The organism is Bacillus sp. AF62, from assembly GCF_050312695.1.
Taxonomy (GTDB): Bacteria; Bacillota; Bacilli; order Bacillales; family Bacillaceae_G; genus Bacillus_A; species Bacillus_A cereus.
The window spans coordinates 29,643-43,281 of sequence record NZ_JBNPJZ010000047.1 but is presented as its reverse complement, the minus strand read 5'-3'; the positions used below and the strand labels follow the sequence as shown (position 1 = coordinate 43,281).

Sequence of the window (13,639 nt, the reverse complement as noted above, 5' to 3'; positions counted from 1 at the left end):
TTGAATTTATAAAAGCTACTCACACATCTTATAAGCGAACCTACAAAATCATACAAAAACCTACAAGTTCGTCACAAAAAATTCAAATATTTTTCTTCTTTTTTTCATTGACACCATTTTGTTAAAAAACGATAAAATAAACTTGATAAGCAATCAGATTATTTCGTATAATCAAAAAGATATATACTTACAACAAATCAAAAGGAAAAGGAGTGGATGTTATGAAAAACTATACAAAGCAATTCGTCCTATCTTCTTCTTTTCTTTTTCATTTTCTTAAAAAGGAACAAAGGCATTCGCCTTTGTTCCTTTTTTATTGCGATCTATATAGGGGGAATTGTTATGAGACCATATAAACGTGTCTTAATTAAATTAAGCGGCGGTGCACTTGCCGATCAAACTGGAAATAGCTTTAACTCCAAACGATTAGAACATATCGCAAACGAAATTTTATCCATTGTTGATTTAGGTATCGAAGTATCCATCGTCATCGGTGGCGGTAACATTTTTAGGGGGCATCTAGCTGAAGAATGGGGAATCGATCGCGTAGAAGCTGATAATATCGGTACACTAGGTACAATCATTAACAGCTTAATGCTTCGCGGTGTTTTAACAAGTAAAACAAATAGAGAAGTACGCGTTATGACTTCCATTCCATTTAATGCAGTAGCTGAACCATACATTCGCTTGCGTGCAGTCCACCATTTAGATAACGGTTATATCGTTATCTTTGGAGGCGGAAACGGCCAACCGTTCGTGACAACAGATTATCCAAGTGTACAAAGAGCCATCGAGATGAATAGTGATGCCATATTAGTCGCAAAACAAGGGGTCGATGGCGTCTTTACAAGTGATCCAAAGCATAATAAATCAGCAAAAATGTACAGCAAACTAAACTATAATGATGTCGTTAGACAAAATATACAAGTCATGGATCAAGCGGCATTACTGCTTGCCCGGGACTACAATTTACCAGCACACGTCTTTAACTTTGATGAGCCTGGTGTCATGAAGAAAATATGTTTAGGCGAACATGTGGGGACGTTGATCAATGATGATGTTACGATGCTGGTGCATGAAAAATAATAATTCCCCACCAAAAAGGGTGCCTTTTGTAGGCACCCTTTCCTAATTCATCATCACAAATAGAAGTCAACCAATCCCGCCACTTTCTCCTTACAACGCTCCCAAAAAGATAACTTTTCAAAAAACTCTTTCGTCATTTCTTTCGAATCATGAAAATCCTCTGTTAACGCCTTATTAACTTGTCCTACAATAGGACCACCATAAATATAAAAATTCATTTCATCATTTATATTGAAGCTACGCGAAGTAAAGTTTGTTGTACCAATAACGGTTAATTCATTATCAATAAGCATTAATTTACCATGGAACATTCCTTTTTTATAACCATATACAGTAATCCCATTATTAACAGCTTGACGTATGTATGGATACGCCGCTTCTTTTATAAGAGGTAGATCCGGTTTATATGACCAAAGTATTTTTACTGTAACACCACGCTTTTGCGCCGCGATTAAAGCATTCATAGATTCTTTATTTTTCGCTATAAAATACGGTGTTGCAATTACAATGGAGTGCTGAGCTTGTTTTATGAGCTCTATATATTTTTCAGCAACGTAATGCCCATTGTAACTAGTCATAGTATGTAATGTAGTCCCTTTACTAGCTTTATTCGTACTTCTCTTTATCTCTTCTTTCGTATCTCGTTTCCAATCTAAAGCGAATTGCTGTTCTAAATCTTTTGCTCCTTCTCCTTTAAGCCGCACATGATAATCACGCCAATATCCAAATCGCTTATCTTTCCCTAAGTACTCATCTCCTATATTAAATCCGCCTGTATAGCCAATTTCTCCATCAATCGTCGTAATACGGCGATGATTACGATGGTGAAGTGAATAAAATCCGAATGGTAATGTAGGTTTTCTACTATATGTAAAATGTACACCACTTTCCCGCAATTCATTTATCACCTTTCTTTCAAATGATAAATCATTAATGCGATCAACTGATAAATAGACGTTTAATCCTTCTTTTGCCTTCTCTTTTAATAAGTTTAAAAAAGTATGGCTACTTTTATCATCCGACAAAATGAAGAAATAAGTGTAGATGGAGCTTTTCGCTTCTCTTATATCAGTAAATAATTGTTTATAAAAAGGCTTCCCTTCTACATATAATTGAAAGTCACTATAATGAGGCGCATACTCTGTCGGCATGTTTTTCCCAGCTTCCATTTTCCTACCTAAGGTAACATCGATATGCATCCATATTAAAATAAAAACGAAAATAGCAATAACAATAGAAGTAACTCGCAATATTTTTTTAATCATTTTGATTTCCTTCCGATCATTTTCTTTCCACCTTTCTATTTTGTCATTCAAGTTTAGATTTCATGCTTCATACAAAAAAGGATGTGACTTAACGTCACATCCTTTTCACATTAAACAAAATTCCTCGCATCATTATTTCTTCCAAACTTATAAATCGCAATTAAGAAGAATGCAATCGCGAAAGCGAATAAAATTAAAATATTTAAATACAACTCAGAGAATGGAATTCCTTGCTGTAGTTTCGATACTGTGTCTAACAACCAGCGCTGCGGAAGAAAATTAGCTACTTTTTGTACTGCACTTGGCATAATGTCATATGGGAAATAACATCCAGCAAGTAAGCATGTTGGTACAATGACCATATTTTGCATCGCATTTGCCGATGCTGAGTTTTTCGAAAAAGCTACAAGGACTAATGATATTCCAATTGCGATTAATGCAAATAGCATTAGTACGCCCATCATCACTATAAAAGGCATATTGATATTCGTATGAAAAACATTCGTTAGGAATAGGATTGTAATCAAAATTTGTACTGTTAGTATTATCATATTTACTCCGACATTAGATAATATAAACTTCTTCCCATCTATCGGCGTTGATAATAGTCTAAAGTACGTTCTATTCTCTTTTTCTTTTAAAATATGACCTGATAGGTTCGCTGCTGAAAACAGCATAAACATAATAAGGTAACCCATCGTTTGATTTGTCATATCTTTATTTTTCGAAGTATCTTCTAGCGTCTCCGTTTTCATTTTAAATGAACTTTTTTGATACCCTGCGTACATATTGTCGAATGTACTTTGATCTGTTCCTGCTACTTTACTAATAGCTGCTATATTATCAATATAATTATATAAATATGATTTTATAAATCCTGTTACTTGATCACCTTTAATCGATGAAATTTCAATATGCTCTGGTTTCCCTTCTCGAACACTTTTTGAAAAACCAGAATCTAATGTAATAACTCCATCAAGTTTTTTGGAAGTGAGTTTATCTTCTACTTCAGACTCCTTAACCTTACTCACATTCACATGATTTAATCCTTCTAAAAACTTTATCGTATCATTTGCTATTGGCTCATTTTCTTTATTTACAATCCCGATATTTAACGTTCCTTGCCCTGCATTTCCGTATATCGAGAAGGAAATGAGCGTCCCTATTATCGGCAAGCTAATTATAATGAGTAAACTTTTTTTATTTTTCAAAAGCACAGATAACGTTTTTTGTATGAGCCATAAAATATCCTTCATACTATAGCCCCTCCCGTCTACGTAATGCAATAATTGCAATTAATAAAAAGAGTGCTGAAATTCCAATGTTTAAAGAAATGACTGGTAGTGCTGCCCCTACATCATTTGCATAAATAATTTTCATAACAGCTGTATTTGCCCAAGTTAATGGTGATAAGTTCGTAACGAAATTTTCTTCTACTACGAAATATGCACCTCCAAAAATAGAAGCTAATTGCACAACAACCATAATAATTGCCCTAGACGCTTCAGCTGTTTTCGTAATATATCCGATTCCTAAACCGAAGCTAATTGCTAGAAAGACTTGTGTTAATAAAATAAGAAATATGATTCCAAGATGGTCGCCCCAATTCGCTTGAAAAACAAATTTACTAAATAACATGACGAGTAATATGCACAGGGCATTTGCTACTAGGCAACCAAGTACTTTTCCAATGAATATTTCAGCTTTACTTATAGGTGCAGCAATGAGACGATCTCCTGTTTTACGTATTCGTTCTCCTCGAATTAAAGAACTCGCTCCCATCGCAGCATATAGTGCAATCATCGTTGTCATTACAACCGCATAGTAATCCATAGAACCTGGTTTTTTCGCAGCTTGTAAAGATGTTTCTTTTATATAATCATTATGATTTCCGTTTGAAATAACCGTACTAACCTTAGTAGGATCTACTTTTGCAACTTCGACCGCTACATTGTACTTATCAACAAATGTTGTAAGCATTCCTTCCACAATACTTCCCTCAATACTACTTTTGTCACTTCCATAAAATTTTGCACCATCTTTATTTAACTCTACATAAGCGGCATATTTATTTTGCTTCACTTCTTCTTTCCCATCTATACTGCCGGAAGCTTTTTTAAAATGAATACCTGATTTATCCACTTCTTTCGTAAATGCTTCAAATGATTGAGAAAACGTGCTACTCGCTTCATCTTTATATAGCACTTGTATATCTTTAATCGAATGACTATCACTATTAAATGCGTTGGTTAACGCTGTTCCTAACACAAGCATAAGCACAATCGGAAATGCTAACATAAAAACTAAAGTTCTTACGTCTCTGAAATCTCTTTTAATATGCATAATTGCAATATTGAAGATGTTCAATTGATGAACCTCCCTTTACCTTTTCTTCATTTACTTTTTATTTATCTCGTAAGTTTCTTCCCGTCAATGTAAGGAATACTGTTTCTAAGTTGGGAGCCTGCTCCTCTAATGAACGAATTTCAATATCATGATTGATACAGTGTTGAATGATTTTATTTAAATTATTTAATCCCGCATCAGAATTCACTTTAATTACGTTTTCTTCAATTTGAACTGCTTTCACACCGTTGATCTCTTTTAACTTTTCTACATCTAAATTTTCTACTGACTTCACTTCAATCCAAATATCTTTCGTATCTGTAATAATCGCTTTTAACTGTTCTTTCGTACCTTCTGCAATCACTTTACCGTGGTCGACAATTGCGATTTTCGTACAAATCTCTTCTACTTCTTCCATGTAGTGGCTCGTGTAAATAATAGTGCTTCCCATTTCATTTAACTTCCGGACAGACTGAAGAATATAGTTTCTTGACTGCGGATCAATTCCAACTGTCGGTTCATCCATAATAATTAACTTCGGTCTATGTGCAATTGCACAAGCGATATTCAATCTTCGCTTCATCCCGCCAGAAAAGTTTTTCGGATAACTTTTCTGTTTATCACTAAGTCCTACAAATTGAAGTGCTTCCTCTACTCTCACTCTTAGTTCGGCCCCTCTTAATCCGTACAATCCAGCAAAGAACTTCACATTTTCATAAGCAGTTAACTCTTCATAAATCGCAATATCTTGCGGAACAATACCAATATTCATCTTTGCAAATCGATTATGTTTCTTTATATTTTTTCCTAGTATGCTAATTTCGCCTTCATTACTTCTTAACAAACCAGCAATCATATTAATTGTCGTACTCTTACCAGCACCATTCGATCCTAAAAAGCCAAATATTTCTCCTTCTTTAATAGATAAAGACATATTATCAACTGCGATGAAATCACCAAATTTTTTCGTTAAATTTTTAATTTCTAATGTATTCATCATTTCACCCCTATTTCGGTTTCTCTGCTGTTATTATAAACAAAAAGAATGAACCTGCTCAGTGCAGAAGTTCATTCTTTTCACATGAGAATATTCACTTTTTTCATATGAGATGATTCATCTTCGTCCCATTCTCTTATATCGGAAACAACATTGTCACTGAAAAACCACTTGTTCCATCTACAATAATTTTGCCGTTTACTGATGCTGTTCGCTCCTCCATCCCCATAATACCGAGACCTTTCTTAACAAGAACTGCGCCTTTCCCGTTATCCTTCACTTGCACCTTAACCATCTTGTTAAGCACATGAATATCTATAGAAATAACTGTCGCATCAGCATATTTCATTGCATTTGTTAGTGCTTCTGTAACATTCTCACCGATAATTTTCCACTGAATGGGAGAAATCATATCTAAGTTCCCCTTGTATACAAAAGGAATATTCACATCATTCTTACCGGCAAATTCCTCTATGAATAATTTCATACGATGAATACCAATTTGCTCAGTTGGTGGCTTCATATTTTTTAATGTAATGCGAATACTTTCAATTCCATCTTTTGAAATGTGAATTGCATTTTGTAATAACTCCGCAGATTTTTCTTTATCTATTTCCATTAACCTTTTTGCTGCTTCCATTTGAATAAGTGCACCCGTCATCGAGTGACCAATTTTATCATGAATTTCTTGCGATAACCGATTTCTCTCTTCTAGCTTAAATGTGTATTCAGATTGTCTTATGTACTCTTTATTTTCATGTAAACTTTTCGTAAGTCGTTGCATATCTTTTCGCATTTTATCATTTTGCGATTCAAGCTTTACTACACGCGATATATATCGATCTGCCATAGTTAAAACGAGAAAAGTAAATGCAACAATTAATCCATAAGTCATTCGAATACTTTCATCTGCAATCGTAATTGGGAGCATCATAATGACAAAGCGTGGCCAATTCTTTTCTATGTAATGGAATGTAATTTCGTATAAGTTCAAAGGTAAAAACAAAATAAAAAATGGATGAACCCTCCATGTAAATAACATAACTACGCCAATGGACATACAGATTAATATTTTTTTATACGTATCTTTTTTAAATATAGAAATCATTACGTTTACAGAGAGGTAAATAAGTAAAGTAAATATAACCCATGGTAAATTTGCTACATTTGCGTAAATATAACTAAACACAATATATAAAAAGACAATTAATTTACTTACAGTTAACCAAAATTCCATATCATTAATCTACTTTCCCTGTTAAGTAATAAATCGCAATTTGTGTGCGATGTTCAAGTTCAGTTTTCCCTAAAACTGACGTAATATAATTTGCAATTGTTCCCTCAGATATAAAAAGCTGTTTCGAAATTTCTTTATTTGAGAAACCTTTTGCAATTAATGCGATAATACTAAGCTCCCTTTCTGTGAAAAGGCTCTTATCAATTTTACATTCTTCCTCTTTACTTTCCATTAAATTAGACTTAATTTTATCAAGAACAACATCTTGCATAACAGTTTGACCGTTATAAACCCCTTTTATCGCATCACGAATACGCTCCGGATCGTTATTTTTTAATAAATAACCTTTCGCTCCGTTTTTTACTGCATCCAAAATATATTCATCATCATCAAACGTCGTTAAAATAAGCGGTTTTGTTTTCGTCTCTTCACAAATGAACTTCGTCGCCTCTACCCCGTTCATATTTGGCATGCGAACATCTAATAGAGCGATATCAACATCGTTCTTTTTGCAATACTCCACTGCTTCTTTTCCATCATTTACTGTATCTACAACTTCAAACTCTTCATATGTATTTAAAATAATTTTCATGCCTTCTCTAATAAAAGAGTTATCATCCGCTATTAATATTTTAATTTTCATGTTTGTTAGTATGGCCCTTCCCCTACTAACATTCACATCCTTTCTTCCCGTAACATTTCCTACTTGCTCATTATATACTTCTCTTTACCATTTTTTCACACCTTTTTTCATCTAGCACTCCTGCAAAAAATATATTATTCTTTTTTTACAAAATGTGTAGGGTGACTTATCATTCTTTACGTCTATATAATAGAATGCGTCAAAAAGGAGGGAGAGACCGATTGAGGAAAAACAATTAATTGAAAAAGCACAGCAAGGAAGCGAGCATGCTTTTCGTATCCTTGTACAAACATATCGTCATTATATTTTTCAAGTTATCTTTTCTATTTTAAGACATGAAGAAGATGCTAAAGATGTTACACAAGAAGTATTCGTAAAAATTCATACCTCTCTCCCAAATTATCAATTTCGCGGATTAAAAACGTGGATGGCACGTATTGCCACCAATCACGCTATTGATTATAAGAGAAAGAAAGCTAGAGAACACGAAGAACTCTCCTTATGTAAAGAAACAGAGGAAAATATAAAATCCTCTCATAACATTGAAGCTTTACTATTGACGAAAGAGCAAAAATTACTTATTGCTCAAAAACTGAGAGAACTTCCGGAAAATTACCGTGACGTTGTTCTCGCGCATTACTTAGAGGAAAAAAGCTATCAAGAAATTGCTTTCCAAGAAAACATCGAAGTGAAAACAGTAGAAATGAAACTGTATCGGGCAAGAAAATGGATAAAAAAACATTGGAAGGAGGAAGAGTTTCTATGATGCATTATTCAAAAGAAGATTGGCGCAATTATACATTAGATTTTATAGAAAACAATGAACGTAAATCTATGGAAGAACACCTTTATGAATGTGATCATTGTTTAGCACTTTATATGGAAAGTATTGATGAACAACATGAAAACCTTCCAATGATAAATGATGATTCATTTACGAACGAAGTTATGACGCAAATTAATTTTGAAACGCTACAACCTAATGAAAATATAAAAACAAACTCACTAAAACGCACAATTATTCACTACATAATTGCGACTGCAGCTACAATTATTTTTATGGTAAGTGGTTTATTCCAATATATTTTTACAGCGACATCAAATTTCGAGAAATCTTCAAAACATAACGAGTCTTCTATCTCACAACAAATTGTAAACAAATCGGTAGATACATCAAAAAAGGACGGAGGTTTAAAGCATGAATAAAAACCCCTTTTTAGCACTTGTATTAGGGCTAATTCCTGGGCTTGGACATTTATACTTAAAAAAGCTAGGACGGTTTATTCTATATAGCGGAGGATCTTTATTTCTATTCTCCTTTGCAGTATTTTGTACCATAGTAGTAAGAGGACGTGATATTGCTTTTCTTTCTCTATTTTTACTAGCTGTTCTATGGGTAATTAACTTACTAGATTTAGTTATCACCATTATAAAACAAACGAAAAAACAAGAAGCTGGAGAATTGATAAATTCCTCTAAAGAGAGCGAACGATTTTATATCATTCTCCTATCCATCATCCCTGGACTTGGCCATTTCCAATTAGGACTTATGCAACGTGGACTTACATTTTTAGTAGCTTGCACAGGAATCGGAAGTATGATTATTTTCGTTGCACTTTTAACATCGCAAGAAAGTTTTCTTATCTTCCTTATTACATTACCTGTTTTATGGATTTACAATTTCTTCGATGTTGTTCAGCAACTCCAGAAAAAAGAACGTGGCGAGCAACTAGATGACCGTACTATTTTCGAAGATTTTGAAGAACATCGAGAGCAAGGAAAGAAAAGTAAAACATTTGCTTCTATTTTAGCGATGTTCCCTGGAGCAGGTCATATGTATTTAGGTTTACAACGCCGTGGTCTTCAGCTTATGGCAGCCTTTTTACTATCTATTTATTTACTCGACTTATTAAGACTTTCTGCGTTTTTATTTTTAGTACCAATCATTTGGTTCTATAGCTTTTTTGATGCGTTACAGCAAACAGCAAAATACGGAAAAGAACGAGTACAAGACGAACCCATTATCGATTATTTTATAAATCATCAAAGATGGATCGGTATCGGATTAATTACACTCGGTGGTTATTATTTATTAAATCAAACAGTCCTTCCTATTTTGAATGATTATTTTGTAACTATATTTAATATTCATCTTAGTGAACTATATTATCGCTATTTCCAGACATCTATCGTTGCGCTCCTTTTAATTGGCGGCGGCTTTAAATTGTTACTTGGAAATAAAGAAAACAAAGGTGGGACAAGCGAATGAGGACTTGGCGTGTTGGAACATTCTCAATGGGGCTTTCTATTATATCGTTAGGATGCTTTTTACTATTTTCAGTCGTAAAAGGAATTCAAGTATTAGATACACTAACTGCATGGTGGCCAGTTTTACTTATCATACTTGGAGCTGAAGTTTTACTATACCTTCTATTTTCTAAGAAGGAACAATCATTTATTAAATATGATATTTTTAGTATTTTCTTTATCGGTGTTTTAGGAAGCGTCGGAATTGCTTTTTACTGTTTATTATCAACTGGATTACTAGAAGAAGTTCGTCACTCTATTAACACAACGAGGCAAACGAGTAATATTCCAGACGGACAATTTGATATACCTGAATCTATCAAAAAAATCGTAGTAGATGCAGGTCATCAGCCTCTAACTATAGAGGGAAATAATACAAATCAAATTCACCTTTTGGGAACTTATGAAATGACGACGAAAGCAAATGAAAAACTCAATTTAAAACGAGATGATTTCCTTTCAATTCAAACGGCTGGAGAAACGATGTATATCACTTTAAAATCATTACCTGTTCAGCATACGTTATTTAATTCAGCACCACAGGTGAAACCAACGCTTGTTCTTCCGCAAAATAAAAATGTGGAAATCCGTGCTTCAAATAACGAACTATCTCTTTATCCAGGTCAATTACAAACTAATTGGTTTGTACAGGAAAGCTCAAGAGTATCTGTCCATCTTGCAAAAGAGAGTGATGTATCTTTAACAGCAGTAACAAATCAAAAAGAAACACATGGAAGCACACCTTGGGAACAAGTAGAAGATTTAACGAAAAAAGAAAATACTTCTCCAGAAGAACATCCAGAATTAAACAACCAAGAACATTGGTATAAAAATTCGATTAAAACTGGAAATGGCACGTACAAGTTAAATATTGAGAAAGCTTATAATTTGAATATGAGTGTTCTCGAAAAATAAAAAACCTTCCGCAATTGCGGAAGGTTTTTCTCATATAATCGCTTTAATTCCTTCTAACACTAATCCAATCATAAATCCGCAAACCGCCCCGTTCACTCGGATCCACTGCAAATCTTTACCGACATTATTTTCAATCATTTCGATTAACGTTTTATCATCTAACTTATCAAGATTTTCTTGTACAAGCTTACCGATTTTCGAATGGTTTTTTTCCACAAGTGTAACAACTTGCTTTTGTAACCACTCCTCTATTTTTTGAACAGTTTGTTCATCTTCTTTTATTTTGTTCATTTGTTTTTGTAAAAATGGAATAACATATTTATCAGCAAATTCTTCATTATTTACAAAAGCAACTGCTCTTTGTTGTACTTGCTCTAGCATCTCTTTTATTTTGTCAGTAGCATTCCAATTCGCAATCCACTTTTCTTTCCAATTTTCTAATTCCTGTAATAAGGCTTCATTTTCTTTTACATTGATAATTTCTTGACGAATCTTCGCTAATATAAGTTGTCTTGTGCTATTATCAGCCTCTTGTAAGCTGTTAATATTACTAATGATAAACTTCTGCAAAATGCCGCCAATTTTATCTTCATCTACAATATTCATAAATGATTTCAAAGTAAACTGCAAGAATCCATCTACTTTTATATTTTCCATCGCCTTCATACCTAAGCTACCGAGCTGGTAACGAGCTTCATCTTGCGCTGTCCAATCTTTTACCTTCACTAATATGTAATCAAGTGTCTTTTCATCATATTCTTGCACAACTAATTGATCAACAAGCACTTGTAAAATGTTACTTGTATTAATTGTATGCAAATATGTTTTTAATTCTTTTTCAATAATAACAGCTAACTTTTCTGTATCTATTGTAACAATTGCTTTCTCTGCAATCGTTACAATCCCCTTTTTCACAGCATCAGACTGCATTTCTCTCTCAGCAATTTGCAGTACCATTTGTACTAACTGCATCTCTTTTACTTTATTCGTAATACTTTCTTTCGTCAGCCATTCATTTTCTAACGTATGAATGAGTCCTTTCGTTACCCGTTTACGGTTTTTAGGTAACAAAGCTGTATGCGGAATTGGTATTCCCATCGGATGACGGAATAAAGCTGTAACCGCGAACCAATCCGCAAGTCCACCAACCAATCCAGCTTCAAATCCACCTTGTATAATCTCTCCAGCTACCGTTCCTTGAAAAGGGATAGAAGCCGCAAAGCCGACACCCATAACCCCAAGCGAAATACCCGCTATATATTTAGTCTGTAATGACATCGTATACACATCCTCTTATTATGTAAAATAAAGCTTTTTTGTTGTATTTATTCAATATTAGTTATCCTTTATATATACTATAAAGAACTATTGTGAAAATAACAAAGATTTTTATGTACATGAAAAAATGAGGCTACAACTAGCCTCATTTTTCTTATACCGTTAAATCCAAACCTTTCCTATAATACTCATTCATTACATCTTTTGGAACCATACTTCCACCCGTTCCCCACACAATATGAGTACCTTTTTTCACCTTCTCTGTTACCTGTTGCTTTTGTAAATACTCACCTTCTTTGCATACTTTCACTGGCCCTATCATACCTGCTAGTGCAGAAGGCTCTAAATAAATATTTTCCGTATCAGCTAGTTCTTTTAACAATCTATATAACTCTTCATCGCTTACTGTGTAATTCCCACTCAAAAATGGTTCCATCGTTTTACCGACAAATCCAGATGGCCTTCCTACCGCAAGTCCATCCGCATCTGTTACATTATCAATTCCGATATCTTGAACGGAAATTTTGTCATGAAGGCCTGTCATTAAGCCGAGTAACATACAAGGAGAATGTGTTGGCTCTGCAAAGAAACAATGAACATTATCTTTATACAATAACTTTAAACCGAATGCTACTCCGCCAGGTCCTCCTCCTACTCCGCACGGAAGGTAAACAAATAAAGGATGATCTTCATCTACTACAACCTCTAACTCTTCTAATTGCTTTTGTAATCGTGATGCGGCTACTGCGTATCCTAAAAATAAAGCATGTGAGTTTTCATCGTCTACAAAATAACAGCTAGGATCCGCATCCGCTTGTCTTCTTCCTTCTTCTACTGCTTTGCTATAATCATCTTCATATTCAATAACGTTTACACCTTTACTTCTTAATAAATCTTTCTTCCATTCTTTTGCGTCTGCTGACATATGAACAGTTACATTAAAACCTAGATTCGCACTCATAATCCCTATGCTAAGTCCTAAATTCCCTGTAGAACCTACTGCAATTGAATATTTCGAGAAAAACTCTCTACATGTATCACTATCTAAAACGGAATAATTATCTTCTTCTGTTACCATTCCGTGCTGCAATGCTAGTTGCTCAGCATGTTTCAACACTTCATAAATGCCGCCCCTAGCTTTAATTGATCCTGATATTGGAAGATGACTATCACATTTTAATAATAATTCTCCTAAAATAGGTTGCTCATATTTTCTCTCTAAAGCTTCTTTCATAGAAGGTATTTTCACTAAAGGTGATTCGATTATGCCGTTCGCCCCTTTCGTTTCAGGAAAAACTTTCGCAATATATGGTGCAAAACGCTTTAATCTCTCTTCCGCATCTTTTACATTCTCTTCATTAAGTGGTGAATCTTTTATTGCTGTTTCATACATTTGTATGTTTGGATTTATCCAAAATACTTCTTCTGTTGCAATAAGCTTATTCACTAATGGATATTCTGCTTGTAATGCCCCTATTTCTTTCATTTTGTTTCCTCCTTATATCCTTGTAGCTCACCATACAATAAATTATAATTAAATTAATTTTAATATAGTTTAACACAAA

Annotated in this window: 13 protein-coding genes; 5 read left to right on the top strand and 8 right to left on the bottom strand. The window is 33.9% G+C overall.

Annotated elements, in window-relative coordinates:
- The first annotated feature begins 342 nt into the window (after positions 1 to 342).
- On the top strand, positions 343 to 1,086 hold the full coding sequence (gene pyrH / locus ACQRBL_RS08525; protein WP_001248059.1) for a UMP kinase: 744 nt from the start codon (positions 343 to 345) through the stop codon (positions 1,084 to 1,086).
- 53 nt (positions 1,087 to 1,139) lie between these two features.
- Here pyrH and cls read toward each other — a convergent pair whose 3' ends face one another.
- The 6 genes from cls to ACQRBL_RS08495 form a co-directional block, all read right to left on the bottom strand.
- A complete protein-coding gene (gene cls, locus ACQRBL_RS08520) occupies positions 1,140 to 2,351 on the bottom strand; it encodes a cardiolipin synthase (RefSeq protein ID WP_000591938.1) in 1,212 nt (403 codons plus the stop codon).
- Between the two features lie 110 nt (positions 2,352 to 2,461).
- The gene (locus ACQRBL_RS08515; RefSeq protein ID WP_000651881.1) at positions 2,462 to 3,607 is read right to left on the bottom strand and encodes an ABC transporter permease; all 1,146 of its coding nucleotides are present in this window, start codon (positions 3,605 to 3,607) and stop codon (positions 2,462 to 2,464) included.
- 1 nt (position 3,608) lies between these two features.
- Positions 3,609 to 4,718 (bottom strand): ABC transporter permease, encoded by a 1,110-nt coding sequence (locus ACQRBL_RS08510; RefSeq protein WP_411995712.1) that lies wholly within the window; start codon positions 4,716 to 4,718, stop codon positions 3,609 to 3,611.
- Between the two features lie 37 nt (positions 4,719 to 4,755).
- Positions 4,756 to 5,694, bottom strand: coding sequence for an ABC transporter ATP-binding protein (locus tag ACQRBL_RS08505; RefSeq protein WP_001093826.1), 939 nt, complete (start codon positions 5,692 to 5,694; stop codon positions 4,756 to 4,758).
- A gap of 136 nt (positions 5,695 to 5,830) precedes the next feature.
- Positions 5,831 to 6,931, bottom strand: a complete 1,101-nt coding sequence (locus ACQRBL_RS08500; RefSeq protein ID WP_023521640.1) for a sensor histidine kinase — start codon at positions 6,929 to 6,931, stop codon at positions 5,831 to 5,833.
- A 4-nt stretch (positions 6,932 to 6,935) separates the two neighbouring features.
- Positions 6,936 to 7,574, bottom strand: coding sequence for a response regulator transcription factor (locus ACQRBL_RS08495; RefSeq protein ID WP_000694105.1), 639 nt, complete (start codon positions 7,572 to 7,574; stop codon positions 6,936 to 6,938).
- A gap of 220 nt (positions 7,575 to 7,794) precedes the next feature.
- Between ACQRBL_RS08495 and ACQRBL_RS08490 the strand changes: the two genes are divergently transcribed.
- From ACQRBL_RS08490 to exsE, 4 genes are read left to right on the top strand one after another with little or no spacing between them, the layout of a single operon-like run.
- Positions 7,795 to 8,340 (top strand): RNA polymerase sigma factor, encoded by a 546-nt coding sequence (locus ACQRBL_RS08490; RefSeq protein WP_306236426.1) that lies wholly within the window; start codon positions 7,795 to 7,797, stop codon positions 8,338 to 8,340.
- Positions 8,337 to 8,780, top strand: coding sequence for a hypothetical protein (locus ACQRBL_RS08485; RefSeq protein ID WP_000972339.1), 444 nt, complete (start codon positions 8,337 to 8,339; stop codon positions 8,778 to 8,780). The genes ACQRBL_RS08490 and ACQRBL_RS08485 overlap by 4 nt, the downstream gene beginning before the upstream one ends.
- Positions 8,773 to 9,843: a hypothetical protein gene (locus tag ACQRBL_RS08480; RefSeq protein ID WP_001039125.1), complete on the top strand. Its 1,071-nt coding sequence runs from the start codon at positions 8,773 to 8,775 to the stop codon at positions 9,841 to 9,843. The genes ACQRBL_RS08485 and ACQRBL_RS08480 overlap by 8 nt, the downstream gene beginning before the upstream one ends.
- Positions 9,840 to 10,796 (top strand): exosporium protein ExsE, encoded by a 957-nt coding sequence (gene exsE / locus ACQRBL_RS08475; protein WP_411995713.1) that lies wholly within the window; start codon positions 9,840 to 9,842, stop codon positions 10,794 to 10,796. The genes ACQRBL_RS08480 and exsE overlap by 4 nt, the downstream gene beginning before the upstream one ends.
- Before the next feature lie 30 nt (positions 10,797 to 10,826).
- Here the strand turns inward: exsE and ACQRBL_RS08470 are convergent, their stop codons facing one another.
- On the bottom strand, positions 10,827 to 12,074 hold the full coding sequence (locus tag ACQRBL_RS08470; protein ID WP_000058311.1) for a DUF445 domain-containing protein: 1,248 nt from the start codon (positions 12,072 to 12,074) through the stop codon (positions 10,827 to 10,829).
- Between the two features lie 154 nt (positions 12,075 to 12,228).
- Entirely contained in the window at positions 12,229 to 13,560 is a 1,332-nt protein-coding gene (locus ACQRBL_RS08465) for a D-serine ammonia-lyase (protein ID WP_411995714.1), read from the bottom strand.
- Positions 13,561 to 13,639: the final 79 nt, after the last annotated feature.

Bases quoted from the DNA above. Each gene is read 5' to 3' on its own strand.
- pyrH (WP_001248059.1), top strand. From the start codon at position 343: ATGAGACCATATAAACGTGTCTTAATTAAATTAAGCGGCGGTGCACTT.
- cls (WP_000591938.1), bottom strand. From the start codon at position 2,351: ATGATTAAAAAAATATTGCGAGTTACTTCTATTGTTATTGCTATTTTC.
- ACQRBL_RS08515 (WP_000651881.1), bottom strand. From the start codon at position 3,607: ATGAAGGATATTTTATGGCTCATACAAAAAACGTTATCTGTGCTTTTG.
- ACQRBL_RS08505 (WP_001093826.1), bottom strand. From the start codon at position 5,694: ATGAATACATTAGAAATTAAAAATTTAACGAAAAAATTTGGTGATTTC.
- ACQRBL_RS08500 (WP_023521640.1), bottom strand. From the start codon at position 6,931: ATGGAATTTTGGTTAACTGTAAGTAAATTAATTGTCTTTTTATATATT.
- ACQRBL_RS08495 (WP_000694105.1), bottom strand. From the start codon at position 7,574: ATGAAAATTAAAATATTAATAGCGGATGATAACTCTTTTATTAGAGAA.
- ACQRBL_RS08485 (WP_000972339.1), top strand. From the start codon at position 8,337: ATGATGCATTATTCAAAAGAAGATTGGCGCAATTATACATTAGATTTT.
- ACQRBL_RS08480 (WP_001039125.1), top strand. From the start codon at position 8,773: ATGAATAAAAACCCCTTTTTAGCACTTGTATTAGGGCTAATTCCTGGG.
- exsE (WP_411995713.1), top strand. From the start codon at position 9,840: ATGAGGACTTGGCGTGTTGGAACATTCTCAATGGGGCTTTCTATTATA.
- ACQRBL_RS08470 (WP_000058311.1), bottom strand. From the start codon at position 12,074: ATGTCATTACAGACTAAATATATAGCGGGTATTTCGCTTGGGGTTATG.
- ACQRBL_RS08465 (WP_411995714.1), bottom strand. From the start codon at position 13,560: ATGAAAGAAATAGGGGCATTACAAGCAGAATATCCATTAGTGAATAAG.